Origin of the sequence: Aeromonas sp. sif0611 (assembly GCF_019218845.1) — a bacterium.
Classification (GTDB): Bacteria; Pseudomonadota; Gammaproteobacteria; order Enterobacterales; family Aeromonadaceae; genus Aeromonas; species Aeromonas media.
The window spans coordinates 20207-42623 of sequence record NZ_JAHUWU010000007.1 but is presented as its reverse complement, the minus strand read 5'-3'; the positions used below and the strand labels follow the sequence as shown (position 1 = coordinate 42623).

The window sequence follows — 22417 nt, the reverse complement described above, 5'->3', positions numbered from 1 at the left end:
GAGTTCCGAGTGCAATCAAACCGGCCCCCTGGCCGGTTTTGCTTTTTCATGGAGTGCGGATATGCTGGCCCCCCCATGACGAATCGAGACAGCAGAAGATGACCAAGGTTCGGCCTCGTTCCCTGCTCCAGGTGGTATTGATGGGCTTCGTGCTGGTGTTGATGCCCCTGGGGGGCATGATCTGGCACGACAGTCAGGCGCTCTCCCATCTGGGCCAACTGACCAGCGACGAGATGGAACGTGCGGTGCGGGATACCCGCCGGGCTACCCTGCTCACCGCCCAGGCCATCGATCTGGAGCGCACCTTGCGCCGCTATGCGGTGCTGGGGGACGAGCGCATTCTCGGCAGTTATCAGCAGCAGTTGGCCCGCTATCGCGAGCTGCTCGCCACTCATCGGCAATCCATCCCGGATGCCGCCGTCTACTCCGATCTCGAGGCCACCCTGGCCTGGCTGGATGGCTTGCAGGATCTGCGCAAGGCCAGGATGGAGGCGACCAGTCCCAATTTCACCCAGTTCAATGAACTCAACCAGCAGCTGGAAGTGGTCACCCGCAGTCAGGTTGACGAGCATGTGGCGGGGATGCGGGCGGCCATTGCCGAGCTGAGGAAGGAGATCTGGTGGGTCAGTGGCTTCGTGGTGGGACTCAGTCTGTTGCTGGTACTGCTGTTTACCTACCTCATCATCCACCCCGTGCGTCAGATTGAGTCGCGGATCCTGAGCCTGGGGGCCGGTGTCGAGCCGGACACGCGCCCGGTGGATGGCCCTGCCGAACTGGTGTTGCTGGGAGAGCGGATCGGCTGGCTACACGACAAGCTCAAGGAGCTGGAACAGCAGAAGTACCAGTTCCTGCGCCATGTCTCCCACGAGTTGAAGACGCCCCTCGCCGTGTTGCGGGAGGGGGCGGATCTGCTCTCCGAGCAACTGGTGGGGCCGCTCAATGGGGATCAGCAGGAGATCTGCCAGATGCTGGAGGAGAACAGCCGCCGGCTGCAGACCCTGATCGAGCGGCTGCTCGACTTCAATCGCCTCAGCCAGCAGGAGGTGTTCAGCCTGATGGCGGTGCCGCTGGCCCCCCTGTTGTCAGAATTGTCTGCAGAGTACCGGCTGGCGCTGGAATCCAAACAAATCAGTGTACACTGGCCGCCCGAGCCCATCAGCTTGCAGGCAGAGCCTTATCGCCTGCGACTCATCCTCGACAACCTGTTTTCCAACGCGGTCAGTTATGGCGCCAAGGGTGGCCAGATCTGGATCCGTGCCGGCCAGGATGCCAATGGCGGCTGGCTGGAGGTGGCCAATGAAGGGCCCGTCATCCCGCTGGACGAGCGGGAACGGATCTTCGAGCCGTTCGAGCAGGGCAGCATAGTGCGCCAGGGGTTGTTGAAAGGATCCGGGATGGGCCTCTCCATTGCCCGCGAGTCGGCGATGAGCCTGGGGGGCGAGCTTAAATTAATTGAGGATGAACAGGCTGATGTCTGTTTCCGGTTGGATCTTAAGTGAAATTCAAGATGAAACGATTCGTTGTACCCGTATTGATGATGAGCCTGCTCGCAGGCTGCTCCCTGCTGCCATCGCGCAGCCTGACAGAGCCCTCGGAGCAGGTCCTCGCCAAGCGGATGGAGTTCGCCAATAAAGAGATGCAGGTGCGCCTGCAGTACTCGGACTGGTTGCTGGCCAGCCGTCCCCAGCAGCGGATACAGGAGCGCGAGCGGCTGGCCGGAGCCACCGATCTCGAGAGCCGGGTCAGCCTGGCCATGGTCAACACCCATCCGTCCGAGTCGGTGGCGAGTCGCCGGGCTGGGCTGGACAAGCTCAAGGCCCTGCTGCCCGAGCTCGGCCTGGATGCCCAGGCCTTTCTGCGCAGCTGGATAGCCCTCGGTGAGGAGCTGCTGGCCCGTGACAGTCGCCGCGACGATCAGAGCCAGGAGGTACAGCGTCTGCGCCGCCAGATCGAGCAGCTCTCCGCCATCGATGAACAACTCAACCAGCGCAAGCTCAATGGGGGCGCCCAGCCATGATGCGCCGAGGGCATGCCGGGCAGGGGAGAACAACAAGTCTTCACGGTAAAGGGGTGAGAGCATGAGTCGCATTCTGCTGGTGGACGATGATGCCAGCCTGCTCAAGCTGATGAGCATGCGCCTGCGCAGTCAGGGTTACGAGGTGGATACCGCCGACAGCGCCGAGGGGGCGCTGGACAGGCTGCGTCAACAACGGGCCGATCTGGTGCTGAGCGACCTGCGGATGGGGGGCATGGACGGACTGGCGCTGTTCGAGCGGATCCAGTCCCAGTGGCTCGGCATGCCGGTCATCATCATGACCGCCCACGGCACCATTCCCGACGCCATCCAGGCGACCCGCTCCGGGGTGTTCAGCTTTCTCACCAAGCCCATCGACAAGGACGAGCTGCTCGTCACCATAGAGCACGCCCTGAGCCTGACCCGTCCGAAACAGCAGCATGAGTGGCAGTCCCTCATCCAGACCCGCAACCCCCAGATGGAGCAGTTGCTGATCCAGGCGAGCAGCATCGCCGCCATGGAGGTGCCCGTGCTGATCATGGGGCCGTCAGGTTCCGGCAAGGGGGTGATGACCCAGGCGCTGCACCAGGCAAGCAGCCGCCGTGACCAGCCGCTGCACACCATCAACTGCGCTGCCTTGCCGTGGGCGGCGCTGGATTTGCAGCTGTTTGGCGAGGATGGGCAGTCCGGCCTGTTCGAGCAGGCCAAGGGGGCGACCCTGTTTCTCGACGAGATAGGGAATCTGTCGGAGTCGTTGCAGGCCAAGTTGCTGCAGGTGCTGGCGGAATATGGTCAGGGCACCCCCGAGGTGCGGGTCATCAGCTCCAGCCACCAGGATCTGGTCACCGCTATGGAGGAGGGGCGTTTTCGGGAAGATCTCTTCTACCGCCTCAATGTGGCCAACATCACACTGCCGCCCCTCAGCGCCCGCAGCGAGGATATCCCCCTGCTGGCACGTCAGGCGCTGGACGACTATCGCAGTCGCCACGACAACTGCGCGGCTCTCGGGTTTTCGCCGGAGGCGCTGGCCCTGCTGGCGGCGGCGGCCTGGCCCGGCAACGTCCGTCAGCTCTATGGGGTGGTGGAACAGCTCGCCAGCCTCTGCTGTAGCCCGGTGATCGGCGCCGCCATGGTGGAGTCGGCCCTGAGCGGTGGTGTCGGCGGCATACCCTCGTTCAACGAGGCGCGTGCCGAGTTCGAGAAGGAGTATCTGATCCGCTTGCTGCGCACCACGGAGGGGAATGTGACCCTGGCGGCCAACATGGCGGGAAGAAACCGCACCGATTTTTACAAGCTGTTGAATCGGCACGGTATCGAGGCGGCCAACTTCAAGCTGAAGAGCTGATCCCAAGGGCAAAATGAAAACGGCCTGACCACTGTGGTGGTCAGGCCGTTTTGCCATGTCGCGCCGGGTTTCAGGAGCGGGCGGGATCGGCCGCGTTCGCCGTGGCCTGGGTCTTGCTGGATAGCCAGAGACCGCTCGCCTTCATCAGATAGCCAAAGAGCGCGCCTATCACCAGGGAGGGCAGGATGAGCCGCCACTCTCCCGCCGCCCCGAAGGTGGCGCAGCAACCGGCGAAGGTGCCCGGAATGTACCCCAGCCACTGCTGCCTGGCCTGCACGCACATCAGGGTCGCCACCACCCCCGTCATCAGATAGCCCGCCATGCCCGCACCCCACCAACCTTCGCCGTGGATCAGCAGCAGTGCCCACAGCATGCCGGTGGCGTTGCACAGCAGGGTCTGCAGCAGCGCCTTGTAACCGCCGCTCGAGGCGAAATAGCTGGTACAACCGAGGAAGCCGACCCAGGAGATGAGGCCGAGGGCGGCGGCCAGTCCGCCCCAGACGGCGGAGAGGATCCCGGTCGTGATGGCGATGGCGATCAATGGGCTCATGGCATGACTCTCAGTGGTTGAATCCGGAAAAGGAGGCAGCCTACCCTTCGGCAAGGGGGCGGCAAGCAGGGGCCGGATTGTGTGTGATCTCCGTCACTCTTTTCAACTCGGGAATACGCTTGCGCTCGCGAAAAAAAATTCACTGGAGGCGTCCTTGGCCTTAGCCCATAGTTAGAGGCCCTGTCCCGCTCATGGAGTGAGTCTGATGGCGCCAAACGTGATCGTCCCCCTGCTGGTATTCATTCTGCTGTTCCTGGTCGGCACCATGGCCAAGGCGCTGCCTCTTTACCAGCCCATGTAAATTTGTGTGAAATAAAACTCGGCCGGGGCGGGTCTTATGGTTGTCAGCCTCATCGCCCCGGGAGTTTTTCATGTTGATCAAGCGCCGTTCCTCTCATCACCTCACCGAACAGGATGTCACGCCGGAAGCCGTCTATCAGGATCGCCGACTCATTCTGAAAGGGTTGGGACTGAGTGCCGCCACCCTGGCGTTTCCCACCCAGGCCAGCCTGCTGGATCTCTTCTCCGCCGAGGAGTCGACCCCGGCGCCTGCCAGTAAACCACTCAATTACAAGGCTGCGACCCGGCCGGACGGATTGACCCTGACGCCGCTGGAGAAGGCGACCAGCCACAACAACTTCTATGAGCTCGGCACCGACAAGGGGGATCCGGCCCGCAACGCCCACTACCTCAAGCCCGAGCCCTGGACGCTCAAGGTCGAGGGGGAGGTGGCCAACCCCTTTACCCTGGATGTGTGGGATCTCATCAACAAGAGTACCCTGGAGGAGCGGATCTACCGGCTGCGCTGCGTGGAGGCCTGGTCCATGGTGCTGCCCTGGAGCGGCATCCCGCTGGCGGATCTGATCCGCCGGGCCGAGCCCAACAGTCGCGCCAAGTTCGTGGCGTTCGAGACCCTCTATGATCCCGAGCAGCTGCCGGGACAGGCCTCTCGCTCCCTCGGCGGCGGCATCGATTACCCCTATGTGGAGGGCTTGCGCCTCGACGAGGCCATGCACCCGCTCGCCTTCCTGGCGATGGGGCTCTACGGCAAGACGCTGCCCGCCCAGAACGGGGCGCCCATCCGGCTGGTGGTGCCTTGGAAGTACGGCTTCAAGAGCATCAAGAGCATCGTCTCCATCCGTCTGGTGGAGGAGATGCCGCCCACCACCTGGAACCTGCTGGCACCGAACGAATATGGTTTCTATGCCAACGTCAATCCGCAAGTGGATCATCCGCGCTGGAGCCAGGCGAGTGAGCGCTTCATCGGTGAGGGGGGCATCTTCGGCGCCAAGCGCCAGCCGACCCTGATGTTCAACGGCTATGGCGACGAAGTGGCCTCCCTCTATCAGGGGATGGATCTGCGCAAATGGTATTGAGACGGGGAGCCGACGCATGACAATGAGACTGACCACGCGCCATATCACCCTGCTGCGGGCCCTGGTGCATCTGGGGGCGCTGGGGTGCCTGCTCTGGCTGGGCTATGCGGTGCCGGCCGGGCTGCTGGGGGGGGATCCGGTTCAGGGGCTGACCCACTACCTCGGGAAGGGGGCACTGCACCTGTTGCTGCTCACCCTGCTGGTGTCGCCGCTGGCCAAACGCTGGCGCCAGGGTCAGCTCATCAAGCTGCGCCGTCCCCTCGGGCTCTGGTGCGCGGCCTGGGCCGGCTTGCACTTCATGGTGTGGCTGGGGCTGGATCTGCAGTTTGACTGGGGGCTGATCGGCGGCGAGCTGGTGAAGCGCAGCTACATAGTGGTCGGGGCGCTGGCCTTGCTGCTGTTGCTGGCGCTGAGCATCACCTCGATCCCGGCCCTGCTGCGGCGCATGGGGCCGGCCTGGCAGAAGCTGCACAACTGGATCTATGCGGTGGCCCTGCTGGTGCCGGTGCACTACTGGTGGTCGGTCAAGAGTGGCTGGCAGGAGCCCCTCATCTACCTGTTGCTGGCGGGGGGGCTGTTGTGGCCGCGGCGGGAGAAGCTGCTGCGCCCCTGGCGCCAGCGCCGGCAGCAACGCCAGAAACTGAAAGAGGCGTGACTGGTCACGCCCTCATCCCCGCATAGTGCACCTGACAAAAGAGGCCTAATCGGCCTCTTTTTTGGTGATCTCTCCGCTGTAGGCATCGACCTGCAGTTGCACTCGCCTATCGTCGGCGTCCAGGGTTTCCACCTCGAATTTGTCCCCTTCCAGCTCGACTTCCCGAATGTCGTGGTACCCTTGTGCCAGCAACAGCTTGACCAGGGCCGGCATGTCGAGACGCGCCTGAGCCGCCCAGCCAAGGGTGGAAAAAAGGTAGAGGATCAGCAGGATACTGCGTGGGATCATATTCATTCCGGATTCATGGCTGGCACACTATAAACGGCATTATGTTAGGTTTTGAGAGATGAATCACCCATGAATAGCGTGCTGCCCCTGTTGGGATTGCTGCTGCCGATGCTGGTCCAGTCGGCCCAGCCGAACGAGGCCTTGCTGCAACAGGCGGTCAGCGAGGGGCGGATCCGGCCTTTTCATGAGCTGATGGAGGTGGCTTCCCGCCTGCCGGTGCGCGTACTGCGCGTCGATCTGGGGGAGGAGGACGGGGTCTGGCTCTATGAGCTTCGGCTCATCGACGACGAGAACAGCGTCATCAAGGTAGGCTATCGCGCCGACAACCTGGAGATGGTGTGGCTCAAGGGCCATCACCTGGAACGCTTGTTCGAGCCTCGCTCACCCCCGGAAGAGGAGTGATCAACCGGATGTTCCCCGCCCTGATGATTCGTCCCCCAATCGCCGCCGGTACAGGCGCAACTCTGCTTTGGATACCCATTTATGCGAATTCTGATAGTTGAAGATGAAAAGATCCTGGCAGGCCAGCTGGCGGAACAGCTGCGCCTGTCCGGATTTGTGACCGATCTCTGCCACGATGGCAACGAGGCGGGTTTTCTCGGCGAGACCGAGCCCTATGATGCCATCATTCTGGATCTCGGCCTGCCGGGTCGCGATGGTCTGAGCGTGCTCAAGGAGTGGCGCAGCAAGGGGATGGACACCCCTGTGCTGGTGCTGACCGCCCGCGGTCAGTTGCACGAGAAGATTGAGGGGCTCAACGCCGGGGCCGATGACTACCTCACCAAGCCGTTCCAGGTCGCCGAGCTGGTGGCCCGGGTACAGGCGCTGGTGCGCCGGGCGGCGGGCAACGCCAGCTCCATCCTGGAGATTGGCGGGGTACGGCTCGACATGGCGGCGTCTCAGGTATGGTACGAAGGAACCCCCATCAAGCTCACCGCCCACGAGTTCCGGGTGCTGGGTTACCTGATGCAGCACAGGGGCAAGGTGGTGTCGCGCAGCGAGCTGATCGACCACATCTATGCCCAGGATTTTGATCGCGACTCCAACACGGTCGAGGTGTTCATCGGCCGGATCCGCAAGAAGACCCACGCCGATCTGATCGAGACGGTGCGCGGTCTCGGCTACCGGATCAACGAATGACGCCATCGCAACCGATGACAGGGTGGACTGAATGAGACTGGTGCGTACCCTGCGGGGACGGCTGGTGGTCATCGCCCTCGTCTGGTGCGGGCTCTTCCTGTTTGCCACAGGTTTCAGCCTGCAGACCATGATGCGCAACTACTGGCAGGAGGCGGAAGCCGACGGCCTGCGGTTGCAGCTCTACGATCTGCTCTCCCGTCTCGAGATCCAGCCCGACGGCCTGCCCGTCGTCACCGAGCCCATGGCGGATCCCCGTTTCCGCCAGCCCTATTCCGGGTACTACTGGCAGCTTGAGCTGGGGGATGCCGTGGTCAGCCGCTCCCGCTCCCTGTGGGATGTGCACCTGAGCGCCCACGGCCTGAAATCGGCCTTCGGGGATCCGGATCTCTTCGTCGGCAAGGGGCCCAACAAGGAGCCCCTGCTGATCATGACCCGCACAGTGCTGCTGCCGGGCTCTGACAAGGTGTTTACCCTGGTGATGGCCAAGGACAGCAGCGCCCTGACCCAGACCCTGAAGAAGACCCGGATCAGCCTCTTCCTCGGTCTCGGCTTCGCGGCTGCCGGCCTGGTGCTGGGCTTCATGTTCCAGATCGTCTACGGCCTGCGGCCGCTCCACCTGCTGCGCCGCGAGCTGGGCCGGGTCCATCAGGGCCATCAGGAGGGGTTCAGGCTGCGATATCCGCTGGAGATCCAGCCGCTGGTGGAAGACATCAACCGCCTGCTGCACCACTACGGTGAGCTGCTGCAGCGGGCCCGCTCCCACACCGGCAACCTGGCTCACGCCCTCAAGACACCGCTCAGCATCATGCGCAATCAAGTGGCCCAGCTGCCCCCCGAGGATCAGGCCGCCATCGGCGAGCAGCTCGATAAGATCCAGCGCCACATCGATTATCACCTCGGCAAGGCGCGGGTCACCGGGGCCGCCAAGATCCTCGGGGTCTCGACCCCGGTGCGGGCACGGGTGGAGTACATCTGCCGTGCCTTTTCCCGGCTCTACCCGGGCAAGACGGTGGACCTGCAGGTGCCAGCCAACCTGGCGGTCGGGGTGGAGGAGCAGGACTTCGACGAGATGGTGGGCAACCTGCTGGAGAACGCCTTCAAATGGTCGGCCAGCGAGCTGCGCATCTCCAGCGCCGAGCTGGGGGGCTGGATCACCCTGCGTATCGAGGACGACGGCCCCGGCATGAGCGAGGATCAGATCGCCAAGGCGGTGCTGCGCGGGGTGCGCCTCGACGAGAAGGTGCCGGGCTCCGGGCTTGGCCTCAACATAGTGTCAGACCTGGCCGAAGCCTATCGTGGCAGCCTCATCATGGGGCGTGCCGAGCTGGGCGGGCTGGCCGCCTCGCTCTCCCTGCCCAAGGTGGCCAGGGTCGACGGTTAGCGCCCCAATGGGCGGTTTGGTTCCATCTTGGGACGCTTGGGCCTGTCTCGTCCTCCGAGGTAGCATGGGGGACGCACCAGGCATAAGATAAGGTCCTTATTTCAAGCGGTAGGAAGGGTAGCAATGACTGACGATCCATGGGCGCTGTGCCATCTCGATGATTCGTTCGATGCCTCCGTACTGGGTACCAAGGGGGCCCAGATCCAGTGGTTTGAGGACAGGGAGTCCCTGATCGAGTTCTTGCTGGAGGACTTTGTCGATCTGTTGGCCGATGTGGGCGAACTGGATGAGGATCAGACCGAGAGCGCCCGCGAGCGCTTCACCCTGCTGGTGGAGCAGAGTCAGGACGATCGCACCCTGATGGATGCCATCAACGATCTCGCCTCCGGCCTGCGCCGCATCGCCTGGCTGGGGCCGCTCTCGGAGCTGGCCGAGATCAGCGATGACTTCGCGAGTGGTCTGCGTGCCTTCTTCTGGACCCAGTATGATGGGGACGAGGATGACCCCGAGGCCTGGGTGCCGGAAGATCTCTGGCCACAGTTGGTGGAGTGTGCTGAAGAGTACATGGTGGAGGGCGATTTCTAAGCCACGTCACCGGTCACCCAGGGTGGAATGTGCAGTTGAAGGACTCACTATCAGCAATAAAAAACGGCGCCTCGAGGGCGCCGTTTTGGTTGGTCAATCGATCACTCAGGCGTTGGCCGGTACCTCATGGGCTGTGTTGACGAGTTCTGGCCCGCTGTATTTCTCGATCTGCAACTGGGCCATGTGACCGCAGTTGCCTTGCGCCAGGCTGGAAGAGCCCTCGTCGAAGGTGAGGCAGTTGACGTTGCCGTTCTTGCAGATGGCGCCCACCTCGCCCGGTTTGGCCGGATCGAACCAGGCTCCTTCGCAGATCCGCACCACGCCGGGGCGAATGTCTTTCGAGAGCAACGCCCCCACCAGGATCTGGCCGCGCTCGTTGAAGGCGCGCACCAGGTCCCCATCCTGGATGCCGCGTGCCTTGGCGTCGTCCGGGTGGATCAGGATGGCCTCTCGATCGGCGATGGCGAACTTGTCCCGCAGCGGGGTGTTGTCCAGCTGGGAGTGCAGCCGCTGGGTCGGGTGCGAGGTGTTGAGCGACAGCGGATAGCGCGCGGCTACCTCGCTCTTGATCCACTCCTTGGGCTCAAACCATTTGGCATGACCGGCGCAATCGGCATAGTTCATGCCCGCCACCGTGTTGGAGAAGATCTCTATCTTGCCGGACGGGGTACCGAGCGGGTTGAGCAGCGGGTTCTCGCGAAAATCGGCGTGACGGATCCACTGGCGGTTCGCCTCGGGGATCGGGAAACGGATGTAGTTGTTGGATTCCCAGAACATGCTGAACGGCGGCAGCGCGACCCGGGCACCCCGGGCCTGGGCGGCCATGCCGTCGTACATCTGCTTGAGCCACAGCATCTCGTCCTTGCCCTCGGTATAGGCCTCTTGCAGGCCCAGCTTGGCGGCGATGGCGCTGAAGATGTCGAAGTCGTTGCGGGCCTCGTGCTGGGGCGGCACGCACTGGTGCATGGGAAACACATAGCGCTGGGAGTAGTCGCCCCCCATCTCCAGATCGTTGCGCTCGTAGCTGGTGGTGACCGGCAGCACTATGTCGGCGTGCTTGGCGGTGGCGGTCCAGTAGGGTTCGTGAACGATCACGGTCTGCGGCTTGCGCCAGGCCTGCAGCAGGTTGTTGGTGTCCTGATGGTGGTGGAAGGGGTTGCCACCCGCCACATAGACCAGCTTGATGTCCGGATAGGTCACCTTGCGACCGTTGAAGTCGATGGTTTTGCCCGGATTGGCGAGACAGTCGGCGATGCGGGCCACCGGAATGGGGGCCGGGCTGTTCTTGGGCGCGTTGCCGGCGGAGATACCCGCCAGGATCCCCCCCTTGGCGGTGGGACTGCCACCGGAAGAGTAGTGGTAGCTGAAGCCGTAACCGCCGCCCGGCAGGCCGATCTGGCCCAGCATGGCCGCCAGGGTGACCAGCATCCAGTTTGGCTGCTCCCCGTGGTGCTGTCTCTGCATGCCCCAGCCGGCCATGATCATGGTGCGCTTGGCCGCCATGTCGAGAGCCAGCTGGCGAATCACCTTGGCCTCGACGCCGCAGACGGTACTCGCCCACTCGGCGCTCTTAGGCTGTCCGTCGTCCTGGCCAAGCAGGTAGGCGAGGAACTTGTCGAAGCCGACGGCGTAGCGGTCGAGGAAGGCCTGATCGTGCTTCTTCTCGCTATAGAGGGTGTGGGCCACCCCCAGCATCATGGCCACGTCAGTGTAGGCGTTCGGCGCAATCCACTCGGCGTTGGCCAGCTTGGCGGTCTCGTTGTAGACGGGATCGATGCTGATGACCCGGGTGCCTTTCTCTTTCAGCGCCTTGAAGCCTGCCTGACCCTCGTGATCCGGCATGTTCCAGCTGTTCTTCAGGGTGACCTGGGCATTGACCCCCCAGAGCACCACCAGTTCGGCGTGTTCCACCACGTTCGGCCAGGCGGTCTGCTGCTCGTACACCTCGATGGAGCCCATCACGTGGGACATGATCACCTGAGCCGCACCGGTGGAGTAGTCCCCGGCATAGCCGGTGAAGCCCCCGGCGAGGTTCATCAGGCGGTGCAGCAGGGTGCGGCTGTTGTGGAACATGCCCACACTCTTCCAGCCGTAGGAGCCGGCGTGGATCGCCTGGGGGCCGGCGTCGCGCTGGACCCGCTGGATCTCGCCGGCCACCAGTTCGATGGCCTGCTCCCAGCTCACCCGCACCCACTCGTCGGCGCCGCGCAGCTCGGGCTTGGCGCCCGGGCCGTGCTCCAGCCAGCTCTTGCGCACCATGGGGTACTTGATACGGTTCTTGGCATGGACCTGGAAGGGCGCCATGTCGATGAGGTCATTCGGTGCCGGATCGTCGGCCACCGGCTGGACCCGCACCATGCGGCCATCGGCGACGATGGCCTCGAAGGCTCCCCAGTGGGCGCCGGTCAGTATGCCCTTCTGGGCGGGGACCAGGGTGGGGAACTGCTCCAGCGCTGTGCTGATGGCCTGGGCCAGGGCGTGCTTCGGGAACAGGGCACCAAGCAGGGGCAGGGCGGCGCAGGCCCCCAGGCCCTTGAGCAGGCTGCGGCGGGACAGATTGGTCTGTTGATCATTGAAAAAAGTCATATCGAATTCCTCTGTTCCAGCCTTAGTGTGCCGCGCTCATGTCACTGGCGTGTTTCTGCACGTATTGGGTCAGCATGCGCGCCTGCTCCGGGGTGAGGGAGGTGCGGGACTCCATGCCCTTGATGACGCCGATCCACTGGTTGGCATTGAAGTGATCCAGCGCGGTCAGGCCGTGGCAGCCGGTACAGTTGTTGGACATCAGGGTGGAGGCGTATTGCCACAGCTTGCCCTGATCGCCGATGAGCTGGGCCTGAGCCACCCAGGCGGTCAGCTTGACCTGGTGCCAGGTGAGGTTGGTGGCGCCGTCGGTCTCGCTCTTGCCGGTGATCAGTGCCTGCTTGGCGGCATCGCCGACCAGCACGCTCAGGATGCGCTTGCCGGGGGCGGCGTAGAACACCTCGCTCACGCCGTCCTGCTGCCAGCCCTCGATCTGCACCTGGGCGCGGCCGTTGTCGTTGGCTAGGACCTCGACCTGGGTCGACGGCATCAGGGTACCCTCGTCCGTGGTGGCCTTGGCATCGAGGAACAGGGGCGTGGTGGCGATGGCGTAACGGGTGGTGACGCTGGCCGGAGTCTGGGCGGCGGCGGCGGCCAGTTCGCTCGCGCCGGCGGCTGCCAGCTCGCTCATGTCGGGAATGATGTGGGCGACACCACGGTGACAGTCGATGCAGGTCTGCCCCTCCTTGATGGCGACCGGGTGTTCGGTGCGGGCGTTGGGGCGCTGGGCCAGAATGTCCATGGCGACGTAGCTGTGGCAGCTGCGGCAGGTGGCGGAGTCATTGGCCTTGAGCTGATCCCAGACCGTCTGGGCCATGCGCAGCTTGTGGGCTTCGTATTTTTCGGGAGTGTCGAGCGTGCCGATCGCCTCGTGATAGATGTCCTTCACGGCGCGGATCTTGGTCCAGAGGTAGGAGGCTGGCTCATTGGGAATGTGGCAGTCGGCGCACTCTGCGCGGATCCCCTTCACATTCTGGAAGTGGACGCTGCCCTGATACTCGGCGAGCGGTGTCTGCATGGAGTGGCAGGAGACGCAAAATTCGGTGGAGCTGGTCTTGTGCAGCACTGTGACTGTCACTCCCAGTGCCGCGACGCCCAGCAGGGCTCCAAGCAGCAGGAGCCAGAACCAGGTCTTTCTCAACATTTTTCCAAGCATGGTGGCGGTGTCCTTCGAATCGGATATTACCAATATAGTAGTAGTCTTGAGACTCGAGAGATTGACCTCAGTCATGGTTTATATTTTGATATGGTGCAACTTATGGATTTAAATTTCGCCTCATGTTCATTATGTGAATTTAAATCAAAATCCAATCTCGAGATGAGCTCAGGTCCGCACTGAACCAGGCTCAGGCGGGGAAAGGTTGAACGCCAGTCCAGGCCCTGGCGTGCTCCTGTCATATGGCCCGCCGCAGGATTTGGGGTTTGTGGAGGGAGCAATGTATACTGTTCGCATATACAGTATTCAGGTGTCTCCGTCATGCGACTCTTTATCGCCGAAAAGCCCAGCCTTGGCCGTGCCATCGCCGATGTTCTACCCAAGCCTCACAAGAAGGGTGAGGGTTTCATCGAGACGGCACAGGGAGACGTAGTGACCTGGTGTATCGGCCACCTGCTGGAGCAGGCGGAGCCCGATGCTTATGACACCACCTACAAGCAGTGGCGGATGGAGCACCTTCCCATCGTTCCTGCCCAGTGGCAGCTGGTGGCCAAGCCCAAGACCAAGAGCCAGCTTGCCGTGATCAAGCGGCTCATCAAGCAGGCCGACTGCGTGGTCAATGCCGGTGACCCGGACAGGGAAGGGCAGCTGCTGGTGGACGAGGTGATCGACTTCCTCGGCTATCCCAAGACCAAGCCGGTGCAGCGCTGCCTCATCAGTGATCTCAATCCTCCCGCGGTGCGCCGCGCCCTCGACAAGCTGCGGGACAACAAGGAGTTCGTGCCGCTGGCGGTGTCGGCGCTGGCCCGCAGCCGCGCAGACTGGCTCTATGGCATCAACATGACCCGCGCCTACACCCTGCTTGGGCGCAAGGCCGGCTGCAGCGAGCTGCTGTCGGTCGGTCGGGTGCAGACGCCGCTGCTGGGGCTGGTGGTGCGGCGGGATCTCGAGATAGACGCCTTCGTGCCCAAACCCTTCTACGAGGTACTGGCCCATGTGATGACGGAGCGCAACGAAAGGTTCAGCGCCAAGTGGCTGCCCTCCGAAGCCTGTGCGCCCTGGCAGGACGAGGAGGGACGGGTGCTCAACCGGGCGCTGGCCGCCAAGGTAGTGGAGCGGATCCAGGGCCAGCCAGCCCAGGTGGAGGAGGTGGAAGAGCAAGCCCGGAAACAGGCGGCGCCACTGCCTTACAACCTCTCCAGCCTGCAGATCGATGCCGCCAAGCGGTTTGGCATGGATGCCAAACGGGTGCTGGATGTCTGCCAGAGCCTCTACGAGCGCCACAAGCTCATCACCTACCCCAGATCCGACAGCCGTTATCTGCCAAGCGATCACTTCAACAGGGCGCCCCAGGTGCGGGATGCCATCGCCGCTACGGCCCCGACGCTGGCCCGCGCCGTGGCCGAGGCGGATGGCAAGATCCGCAGCAAGGCGTGGAATGACGGCAAGGTGGATGCCCATCACGCCATCATCCCCACCGAGAAACATGGCAACCTGGCCAGCCTCTCCGCCGACGAGGGCAAGCTCTATGGCCTGGTAGCCCGTCAGTACCTGCTGCAGTTCTATCCCCCGTTCGAGTACAACGACAGCCGGGTGTTGCTGCGTATCGCGGGCGGCCTGTTCCAGGCCAAGGCGAGGCGCATCCTCAAGGCGGGCTGGAAGGCGCTGCTCGGGGTCGAAGAGGACGATGAGGAGGAGGCCGGCACCCTGCCTGCGCTGCGAGAAGGGGAGCAACTGTCGTGCGAGCGGGGCGAGCTGCTGGAGAAGATGACCCAGGCACCCAAGGCATTCACCGATGCCACCCTGCTGGCTGCCATGACGGGCATAGCCCGTCATGTGCAGGATCCCGAGATCCGCAAGATCCTGCGCGAGACCGATGGCCTGGGCACCGAGGCGACCCGGGCTGGCATCATAGACCTGCTGTTCAAGCGGCGCTTCCTGGTGCGGCAGGGCAAGAGCATCAAGGCGACCCCGACCGGACGGGCCCTGATCCTGGCGCTGCCCGCCACCGCCACCACGCCGGACATGACGGCGCTGTGGGAGCAACACCTGGGTCGGATCGCCGAGCGTCAAACCGGTTACCAGCAATTTATGGGGCCGCTGACGGATCAGTTGAATGCCTTGATCGATGGTGCCAGACAGGATTCGGGAGCCAGCTTCAGCGCCCTGCCCAGGGAGGTGCCGGGGGCCAGCAAGCGGCGCTTCAGCCGCAAGAGTGCGGCGGCCAGTGGTAAAGGTGCGGCGCCCCGCAAGGGGACGGGCAAGCGCCCGGCCAGAAGCAAGGCGGCATGAGCGATCTGAGCGCTTGGCGGTTAGTTGCGGCGGTAAAGAGAGAGGGGCCATTGGCCCCTCTCTCTATCTGGCGGCAATCAGCCGGTGTAGACGTTCTCTTCCGGGTAGCGGATCCGGGTCTCGCTCGGTCTGGAGAGCATGATGGCCAGGGTCAGCGGACCGAGACGGCCGCAGATCATTACCAGCACCAGGATGAGCTTGCCCGGCTCGCTCAGGGAGGCGGTGATGCCGGTCGAGAGGCCGACGGTGGCAAAGGCCGAGACGGTCTCGAACATGATCTTGTCGAAGGGTTGCGACTCTGTGAGCATCAACAGGAACATGGCCAGCATCAATACCATGACGCTGACGATGATGATGGCGAGTGAACGGGTCACTATCTGGGGCGACAGGGTACGGCCAAACGCGGTGACATGGGGTCGTTTGGTCAGGAAGGCCCTGGTGGCCAGCAACACCACGGCGAAGGTGGTGACCTTGATACCGCCCCCCGTCGAGGTGGCACCGGCACCGATGAACATCAACATCATCATGAACAGCAGGGAGGCCGGCACCATCTGACCGATGTCCACCGTGTTGAAGCCGGCCGTGCGCGCCGTGGCCGACTGGAAGAAGGCCGCCAGCAGTTGGCCACCGGGCCCGGCGTTGCCGAGCGTGGCGGGATTGTTGTGCTCCAGCAGCCAGAACATCAGGGTGCCCAGCAGCAGCAGGGCGGGGGTCATCAGCAGCATCAGCTTGCTGTGCAGCTTCATCTTGCGCCAGCGATGGTTGCGCACAAGATCGACGATGACGGTGAAACCTATCCCGCCGAGGATGAGCAGGGCCGGTATGGTCAGGCTGATGATGGGGTCGTCTCTGTAGTCGATGAGGTTGTTGGCAAACAGCGAGAAGCCGGCGTTGTTGAAGGCCGAGACCGCGTGGAAAAAGCTGACGTAGAGACCATGGCCCCAGCCCATCTCCGGTACCCAGCGAATGGCCATGATGGCGGTGCCGATCAGTTGGGCTATCAGGGCGAACAGCACGATGCGCTTCACCAGCTGGATGATGTTGACCGATCCCTCCTGGCCCAGCGCCTCCTTCGCCAGTATCTGTTGGCGCAGGCCGACCCGCTTGCTGAACATGGCGATGAGCAGCAGGGTCATGGTCATCTGACCGAGGCCCCCTATCTCCATCAGTATCAGCAGGATGATCTGTCCTTGAAGAGTAAAGGCGGTACCGGTATCCACCACCCCGAGACCGGTCACACTGATGGCCGAGGTCGCGGTGAACAGGGCATTGATGAAGGTGACCTCGCCCTTGTGACTCGAGGGCTGCACCAGAAACAGGGTTCCGATCAGGAGGATGATGAGAAAGCTGCCCAAGATCAGCCTGGCTTCACTCCAGCGGGACTCGGTATCCCGATGCAGGGCGAAGGCGTAGTTGCTGCGCCAGTTGATCATAGGGTGTCGAGCCAGTGATCGATGGCGTGCTTGTTGCCGGCGAGGATCAGGATGTCACCGAGTTGCAGCTCCATCTTGCCGGTCAGCACGTTGTGCAATACCTCGCCGCGCTTGATGGCCAGCAACTGGAAGTCGTTCTGTTGCAGCAGATTGAGATCGGCCAGGGTGCGACCATTCTGTTGCAGGCCGATTACAAACTCGGTCAGCACCATCTCGTGCCCCAGCTCCAGGTAGTCGAACAGGCGGTTGTCCAGCATGCTCTGAGCGACCCGGCGGCCCATGTCCCACTCCGGGTTGATCACCTTGTCGGCCCCCACCTTCTGCAGGATCTTGGCGTGGAACTTGTCGCGCGCCTTGACCCACACCTTCTTCACTCCCGCTTCTTTCAGCACCAGCGTGGTGAGAATGCTGGTCTCGAGGTTGTCGCCGATGGCCACGAAGACGATGTCGAAGTTGGCCAGTCCCAGCTCGGCGACCGTGGCCTCATCGGTGGCATCGGCGACGATGACGTGGTTGCACAGGGTTGCGATCTGACGGGTCTTGCTCTCGTCGATATCGATGGCCAGCACCTCGGCATTCTGCAACTGCAGCTCTTCACACAGTGCGCTGCCGAACAGGCCGAGGCCGATGACGGCGAATTGATTGTTCATTCATGCTTCCTCAACGGACTGAAGGGGCTACTCTACTCCAGCGGTTTGAGTCCGAACAGTACCCGGGTTTTTCGTCCCGGGGATCTGGGGTAAACTGCGCCCTTGCCCTTGTCGGAACACGCAGATGAAACTCACTCCCCATGCCCCCCTGTCGGCCCTCAATACCCTGGGCTTGGACGCACACTGCCTCTGGCTTGCCGAAGTCGCCAAGTTGGATGATCTCTGCCAGTTGCGGGCCAATCCAGAGTTGAGTGCCCTGCCACGCCTGGTGCTGGGTGGTGGGAGCAACATCTTGTTCTGCAATGATTTTTCCGGTCTGATCGTGCTCAACCGAATGAAAGGCATCGAACTGCAGGATGACGGCAGCCACTGGTTGCTGCATGTGGCGGCGGGGGAGGAGTGGCACCAGCTGGTGCGCCATGCCCTGCAACAGGGTTGGCACGGGCTGGAGAATCTGGCGCTGATCCCGGGTACCGTCGGTGCGGCCCCGGTGCAGAACATAGGCGCCTACGGGGTCGAGCTGGCCCATTTCTGTGCCTATGTGGAGGCATTCAACTGGCAGAGCGGCGAGGTGGAGCGCATCGCGGCGGCCGACTGCCGGTTCGGCTATCGCGACAGCATCTTCAAGCACGATTATCAGGACTCCCACTTCATCACCGCCGTTGGCTTGCGCCTGCCCAAGGCCTGGCAGCCGGTGGCGGGTTATGGCCCGCTGGCCGCGCTCGGTGAGCAGCCTTCGGCGCAGGCCATCTTCGACACCGTCTGTGCCACCCGCATGGCCAAGCTGCCGGATCCGGCCGTGCTCGGCAATGCCGGCAGCTTCTTCAAGAACCCGGTGGTGCCCACCGCACTGGCAGGAAGCCTGAAACAGCAGTATCCACTGATGCCCTGCTATCCGGCCGGGGAGGGGCAGGCCAAGCTGGCGGCGGGCTGGCTCATCGATCAGTGCGGGCTCAAGGGCTTTGCCATCGGCCGCGCCGCCGTGCATCAGGAGCAGGCGCTGGTGCTGGTCAACCTCGGGGGCGCCAGCGCCATGGAGCTCATCGCCCTCGCGGCCCATGTGCGTGACAGCGTGGAGCACAAGTTCGGCGTGGTGTTGGAGCACGAGGTACGTTTCATGGGGCTCACCGGCGAGACCTGGCTGGACGAGGTGCTGGCATGACCCTCACCCCCGTCAGACAGACCCTGATCACCTTGCTGAGCGACGGCCAGTTTCATTCCGGCGAACAGCTGGGGGAGCAGCTTGGCATCAGCCGGGCTGCGGTGAGCAAGCACATGGCCGCCCTCAAGGAGCTCGGGCTGGATCTGTTCAGCCTGACCGGCAAGGGGTACCGCCTGGCAGTTCCCATGGCACTCTATGACAAGGCGCAGCTGCAGGCACTGGCCCCCATGGCGCCGGTGCACTGCTTCTCGGTGATCGACTCCACCAACCAGTATCTGTTTGAGCGGGTCAACCAGCTGAGCTCCGGCGAAAGTTGCTTGGCGGAGTGTCAGACCGCCGGTCGAGGGCGCCGTGGCAAGCCCTGGGTCTCCCCCTTCGGCTGTCAGCTGATCCTCAGCATGTACTGGCGGCTTGAGCAGGGCATGGCGGCGGCCATGGGGCTGAGTCTGGCGGTGGGGGTGGCCGTGGTGGAGGCGCTGGAATCCCTCGGTTACCCCGGGGTGGAGCTCAAGTGGCCGAACGACCTCTATTACCAGGGCCGCAAGCTGGCGGGCATACTGGTAGAGATGAGCGGCAGCGCCGGCGCCAGCTGCCATCTGGTGATCGGCATTGGCCTCAATCTGGCGATGCCGAGTCAGCAGGGAGAGAAGATCGATCAGGCCTGGTCAGAGCTGCGCCACGTTCAGCCCGAACTGGTGGATCGCAACCAGTTGGCGGCCTGCGTACTCCTGCATCTGCAAGCGGCCATGCAGACTTTCGAGCAGAGTGGTCTGGCGAGCTTCGTCGAAAGCTGGAATCGGCTCGACTACTTTGCCGACCAACCGGTGAAGTTGCTGATGGGGGAGCAGGTGATCCGCGGCATAGCCCGGGGCATCGACGATCGTGGTGCCCTGCGGCTGGAGACGGACGAGGGGATCAAGGTCTATCTGGGAGGGGAGATCTCCCTGCGCCGGGGGGATTGAGCGGGATCGGCTCATGTGAATCCAATAGAAGAGGGGGCCTGCGGGCCCCCTCTTCGTTATCCGTCGGCCGTTGCGATTACTTGCGCAGCTTGATCTGCTCGATGGCGTGCTCCTGTCCCTTGGTCAGGATCAGGTTGGCTCGCTCCCGGGTCGGCAAGATGTTCTCTTGCAGATTCAGATAGTTGATGTCTTGCCATATGTTGCTGGCAATCTCGGTCGCCTCGCTTTCCGCGAGCTTGGCATAGTGGTGGAAGTAGGAGTCCGGATCCGAGAAGGCGCCGCTGCGGAACTTGAGGAAGCGATCGATGTACCAGGCGCGCAGCAGCTCGGCGTCGGCGTCCACATAGATGGAGAAGTCGACAAAATCCGACACGAAGACTCTGTGGGGATCCTGGGGGTAATCCATGCCGCTCTGCAGCACGTTGAGCCCCTCCAGTATCAGGATGTCCGGCTGTTCCACCACCTTCTTCTCATCGGGCTGGATGTCGTAGATGAGGTGAGAATAGACGGGGGCCTCGACCTTCTCGTGACCCGCACGGATGTTAGCGACAAACTCCACCAGATGGCGGATGTCGTAGGATTCCGGAAAACCCTTGCGGCGCATCAGCCCACGCTCTTCCAGCTCCTTGTTGGGATAAAGGAAGCCATCCGTGGTAACCAGTTCTACCCGCGGGTGTTCGGGCCAGCGTTCCAGCAATGCTTGCAGGATGCGGGCCGTGGTGCTCTTTCCCCCTGCCACGCTGCCGGCGATGCTGATGATATAGGTGCCCTTGCCACGGGACTGGCCGAGAAACTGCTCCAGCACCCGACTGCGGCGCTGCTTGGCCTTGACGTAGAGATTGAGCAAACGGGAAAGGGGCAGATAGATCTCTTCCACCTCGCGCAATGACACCTTCTCGTTGATGCCACGCAGGGTGTGCAGGTCCGTCTCTGTCAGGGTCAGGGGGACCGCATCGCGCAATAACGCCCATTGTTCGCGGGTGAATTGCAAATAGGGGTTATGCTCTGTCGTCATGGTGTCATCACTGTTTCTTGGGCAGGGCGACCATACACCAAGGGATCGGGAGCGACAAGGGACGCGTCCGGTTGGGGCGGTGGCGGAGCGTTTTTTTGCATAGATCCCGGCAATAATGCACATTTTGCAGGGCGCAATGGTTGCATCCCCAAAATCCTTACCATAAAATGCGCGACGCTTGGATGTCTGTCGTCTATTTGCCCAGCAAAAGCGACAAAAACAACGGGTGCAAGCAGAATTACCGTTGTGGCATTCGTGCAATCGGAGGGGTTCCCGAGCGGCCAAAGGGATCAGACTGTAAATCTGACGGCTCTGCCTTCGAAGGTTCGAATCCTTCTCCCTCCACCATATTTCTCTGCGGTTTGAGTTCTTTGGGTTAGAGAAATGCGGGCATCGTATAATGGCTATTACCTCAGCCTTCCAAGCTGATGATGCGGGTTCGATTCCCGCTGCCCGCTCCAAGATGCTGATATGGCTCAGGTAATTCTGAAAGCCACACCCTAGGGTGAGTTCGGCAATCGAACCTGCCTGCCAGCACCATCCTCTCTGTCCCCCTGATTCAAATCCATCATATAAACTGTTCTGTGGTTAGCTTGCCACCGCGTACTCAGCGTTAGTTTAGAGGGACGATCATGTCTAAAGAAAAATTTGAGCGTAATAAACCGCACGTTAACGTGGGTACCATCGGCCACGTTGACCACGGTAAAACCACCCTGACCGCCGCCATCACCAACGTGCTGGCCAAGCACTTCGGTGGTAAAGCTTTCGCCTTCGACCAGATCGACAAGGCACCGGAAGAGCGTGAGCGTGGCATCACCATCAACACCTCCCACGTAGAATACGACACCGCGATCCGTCACTACGCCCACGTAGATTGCCCGGGTCACGCCGACTACGTTAAGAACATGATCACCGGTGCTGCCCAGATGGACGGCGCGATCCTGGTAGTAGCCGCGACTGACGGCCCGATGCCGCAAACTCGTGAGCACATCCTGCTGGGTCGCCAGGTTGGTATCCCGTACATGATCGTGTTCATGAACAAGTGCGACATGGTAGACGACGAAGAGCTGCTCGAACTGGTCGAGATGGAAGTTCGTGAACTGCTGACCGAGTACGACTTCCCGGGTGATGACCTGCCGGTAGTACGTGGTTCCGCGCTGAAAGCACTGGAAGGCGACGCTGCATGGGAAGAGAAGATCATCGAGCTGGCTCACCACCTGGATACCTACATCCCGGAGCCGGAGCGCGCCATTGACCAGCCGTTCCTGATGCCTATCGAAGACGTCTTCTCCATCGCTGGCCGTGGTACCGTAGTTACCGGTCGTGTAGAGCGCGGTATCGTCAAGGTAGGTGAGACTGTAGAAATCGTCGGTATCAAAGACACCGTTTCTACCACCTGTACCGGTGTTGAAATGTTCCGCAAACTGCTGGACGAAGGTCGTGCCGGTGAGAACGTTGGCGCGCTGCTGCGTGGCGTGAAGCGTGAAGAAGTTGAGCGTGGTCAGGTACTGGCCAAGCCGGGCTCCATCAAGCCGCACACCAAGTTCGAATCTGAAGTGTACGTGCTGTCCAAAGAAGAAGGTGGTCGTCATACCCCGTTCTTCAAGGGCTACCGTCCGCAGTTCTACTTCCGTACTACCGACGTGACCGGTACCATCGAGCTGCCGGAAGGCGTAGAGATGGTCATGCCAGGCGACAACATCAAAATGGTTGTTACCCTGATCGCGCCGATCGCGATGGACGACGGCCTGCGTTTCGCTATCCGTGAAGGTGGCCGTACCGTAGGTGCTGGTGTTGTAGCCAAAGTTATCGCTTAATCTTGGCTTACAT

20 protein-coding genes and 2 tRNA genes are annotated in these 22417 nt (G+C 62.4%); 15 read left to right on the top strand and 7 right to left on the bottom strand.

Annotated elements, in window-relative coordinates; all coding sequences use genetic code 11:
- Positions 1-98 precede the first annotated feature (98 nt).
- The 3 genes from KW824_RS16085 (at position 99) to KW824_RS16075 (ending at position 3359) form a co-directional block, all read left to right on the top strand.
- A complete protein-coding gene (locus KW824_RS16085) occupies positions 99-1499 on the top strand; it encodes a sensor histidine kinase KdpD (RefSeq protein WP_041206551.1) in 1401 nt (466 codons plus the stop codon).
- A gap of 8 nt (positions 1500-1507) precedes the next feature.
- Entirely contained in the window at positions 1508-2017 is a 510-nt protein-coding gene (locus KW824_RS16080) for a hypothetical protein (protein ID WP_041207108.1), read from the top strand.
- Positions 2018-2078: 61 nt separating this feature from the next.
- Positions 2079-3359, top strand: coding sequence for a sigma 54-interacting transcriptional regulator (locus KW824_RS16075; protein WP_171272829.1), 1281 nt, complete (start codon positions 2079-2081; stop codon positions 3357-3359).
- A 70-nt stretch (positions 3360-3429) separates the two neighbouring features.
- Here KW824_RS16075 and KW824_RS16070 read toward each other — a convergent pair whose 3' ends face one another.
- Positions 3430-3909 carry a DUF1097 domain-containing protein gene (locus tag KW824_RS16070; RefSeq protein WP_041206550.1) on the bottom strand — a complete coding sequence of 160 codons (480 nt, stop codon included), beginning with the start codon at positions 3907-3909 and terminating at the stop codon, positions 3430-3432.
- Between the two features lie 371 nt (positions 3910-4280).
- Between KW824_RS16070 and msrP the strand changes: the two genes are divergently transcribed.
- Both msrP and msrQ read left to right on the top strand, forming a co-directional pair.
- Positions 4281-5285 carry a protein-methionine-sulfoxide reductase catalytic subunit MsrP gene (msrP, locus tag KW824_RS16065; RefSeq protein WP_218410306.1) on the top strand — a complete coding sequence of 335 codons (1005 nt, stop codon included), beginning with the start codon at positions 4281-4283 and terminating at the stop codon, positions 5283-5285.
- A 16-nt stretch (positions 5286-5301) separates the two neighbouring features.
- The gene (gene msrQ / locus KW824_RS16060; RefSeq protein WP_218410305.1) at positions 5302-5940 is read left to right on the top strand and encodes a protein-methionine-sulfoxide reductase heme-binding subunit MsrQ; all 639 of its coding nucleotides are present in this window, start codon (positions 5302-5304) and stop codon (positions 5938-5940) included.
- A gap of 45 nt (positions 5941-5985) precedes the next feature.
- On the opposite strand, the gene KW824_RS16055 is transcribed toward msrQ, so the two are convergent.
- On the bottom strand, positions 5986-6234 hold the full coding sequence (locus KW824_RS16055; protein ID WP_218410304.1) for a PepSY domain-containing protein: 249 nt from the start codon (positions 6232-6234) through the stop codon (positions 5986-5988).
- A gap of 63 nt (positions 6235-6297) precedes the next feature.
- Between KW824_RS16055 and KW824_RS16050 the strand changes: the two genes are divergently transcribed.
- The 4 genes from KW824_RS16050 (at position 6298) to KW824_RS16035 (ending at position 9334) form a co-directional block, all read left to right on the top strand.
- Entirely contained in the window at positions 6298-6630 is a 333-nt protein-coding gene (locus tag KW824_RS16050; RefSeq protein ID WP_218410303.1) for a PepSY domain-containing protein, read from the top strand.
- An 81-nt stretch (positions 6631-6711) separates the two neighbouring features.
- Entirely contained in the window at positions 6712-7368 is a 657-nt protein-coding gene (locus tag KW824_RS16045; RefSeq protein ID WP_005332666.1) for a response regulator transcription factor, read from the top strand.
- Between the two features lie 31 nt (positions 7369-7399).
- Positions 7400-8749 (top strand): sensor histidine kinase, encoded by a 1350-nt coding sequence (locus KW824_RS16040; RefSeq protein ID WP_005332665.1) that lies wholly within the window; start codon positions 7400-7402, stop codon positions 8747-8749.
- Positions 8750-8872: 123 nt separating this feature from the next.
- A complete protein-coding gene (locus KW824_RS16035; protein WP_005332664.1) occupies positions 8873-9334 on the top strand; it encodes a hypothetical protein in 462 nt (153 codons plus the stop codon).
- A 105-nt stretch (positions 9335-9439) separates the two neighbouring features.
- On the opposite strand, the gene torA is transcribed toward KW824_RS16035, so the two are convergent.
- Both torA and KW824_RS16025 read right to left on the bottom strand, forming a co-directional pair.
- On the bottom strand, positions 9440-11920 hold the full coding sequence (gene torA, locus KW824_RS16030) for a trimethylamine-N-oxide reductase TorA (RefSeq protein ID WP_218410302.1): 2481 nt from the start codon (positions 11918-11920) through the stop codon (positions 9440-9442).
- Positions 11921-11942: 22 nt separating this feature from the next.
- Entirely contained in the window at positions 11943-13073 is a 1131-nt protein-coding gene (locus tag KW824_RS16025) for a NapC/NirT family cytochrome c (protein ID WP_218410301.1), read from the bottom strand.
- Positions 13074-13394: 321 nt separating this feature from the next.
- On the opposite strand from KW824_RS16025, the gene KW824_RS16020 reads away from it, so the two are divergent.
- A complete protein-coding gene (locus KW824_RS16020; RefSeq protein WP_218410300.1) occupies positions 13395-15365 on the top strand; it encodes a DNA topoisomerase III in 1971 nt (656 codons plus the stop codon).
- 77 nt (positions 15366-15442) lie between these two features.
- Here KW824_RS16020 and KW824_RS16015 read toward each other — a convergent pair whose 3' ends face one another.
- On the bottom strand, positions 15443-16798 hold the full coding sequence (locus KW824_RS16015; RefSeq protein ID WP_218410299.1) for a TrkH family potassium uptake protein: 1356 nt from the start codon (positions 16796-16798) through the stop codon (positions 15443-15445).
- The gene (locus KW824_RS16010) at positions 16795-17448 is read right to left on the bottom strand and encodes a TrkA family potassium uptake protein (protein WP_042650608.1); all 654 of its coding nucleotides are present in this window, start codon (positions 17446-17448) and stop codon (positions 16795-16797) included. The genes KW824_RS16015 and KW824_RS16010 overlap by 4 nt, the downstream gene beginning before the upstream one ends.
- A gap of 124 nt (positions 17449-17572) precedes the next feature.
- On the opposite strand from KW824_RS16010, the gene murB reads away from it, so the two are divergent.
- Positions 17573-18610, top strand: a complete 1038-nt coding sequence (gene murB, locus KW824_RS16005) for a UDP-N-acetylmuramate dehydrogenase (RefSeq protein WP_218410298.1) — start codon at positions 17573-17575, stop codon at positions 18608-18610.
- Positions 18607-19572 carry a bifunctional biotin--[acetyl-CoA-carboxylase] ligase/biotin operon repressor BirA gene (gene birA, locus KW824_RS16000; RefSeq protein WP_182787283.1) on the top strand — a complete coding sequence of 322 codons (966 nt, stop codon included), beginning with the start codon at positions 18607-18609 and terminating at the stop codon, positions 19570-19572. Before murB ends, birA begins: the two co-directional genes overlap by 4 nt.
- 76 nt (positions 19573-19648) lie before the next feature.
- Here the strand turns inward: birA and coaA are convergent, their stop codons facing one another.
- Positions 19649-20587 carry a type I pantothenate kinase gene (coaA, locus tag KW824_RS15995; protein WP_182787284.1) on the bottom strand — a complete coding sequence of 313 codons (939 nt, stop codon included), beginning with the start codon at positions 20585-20587 and terminating at the stop codon, positions 19649-19651.
- 263 nt (positions 20588-20850) lie between these two features.
- On the opposite strand from coaA, the gene KW824_RS15990 reads away from it, so the two are divergent.
- The 3 genes from KW824_RS15990 (at position 20851) to tuf (ending at position 22404) form a co-directional block, all read left to right on the top strand.
- Positions 20851-20935 (top strand) — tRNA-Tyr (locus KW824_RS15990).
- A gap of 38 nt (positions 20936-20973) precedes the next feature.
- Positions 20974-21048: transfer RNA gene (locus KW824_RS15985), tRNA-Gly, on the top strand.
- A 171-nt stretch (positions 21049-21219) separates the two neighbouring features.
- Positions 21220-22404: an elongation factor Tu gene (tuf, locus tag KW824_RS15980; RefSeq protein WP_025328607.1), complete on the top strand. Its 1185-nt coding sequence runs from the start codon at positions 21220-21222 to the stop codon at positions 22402-22404.
- The last annotated feature ends 13 nt before the right edge of the window (positions 22405-22417 follow it).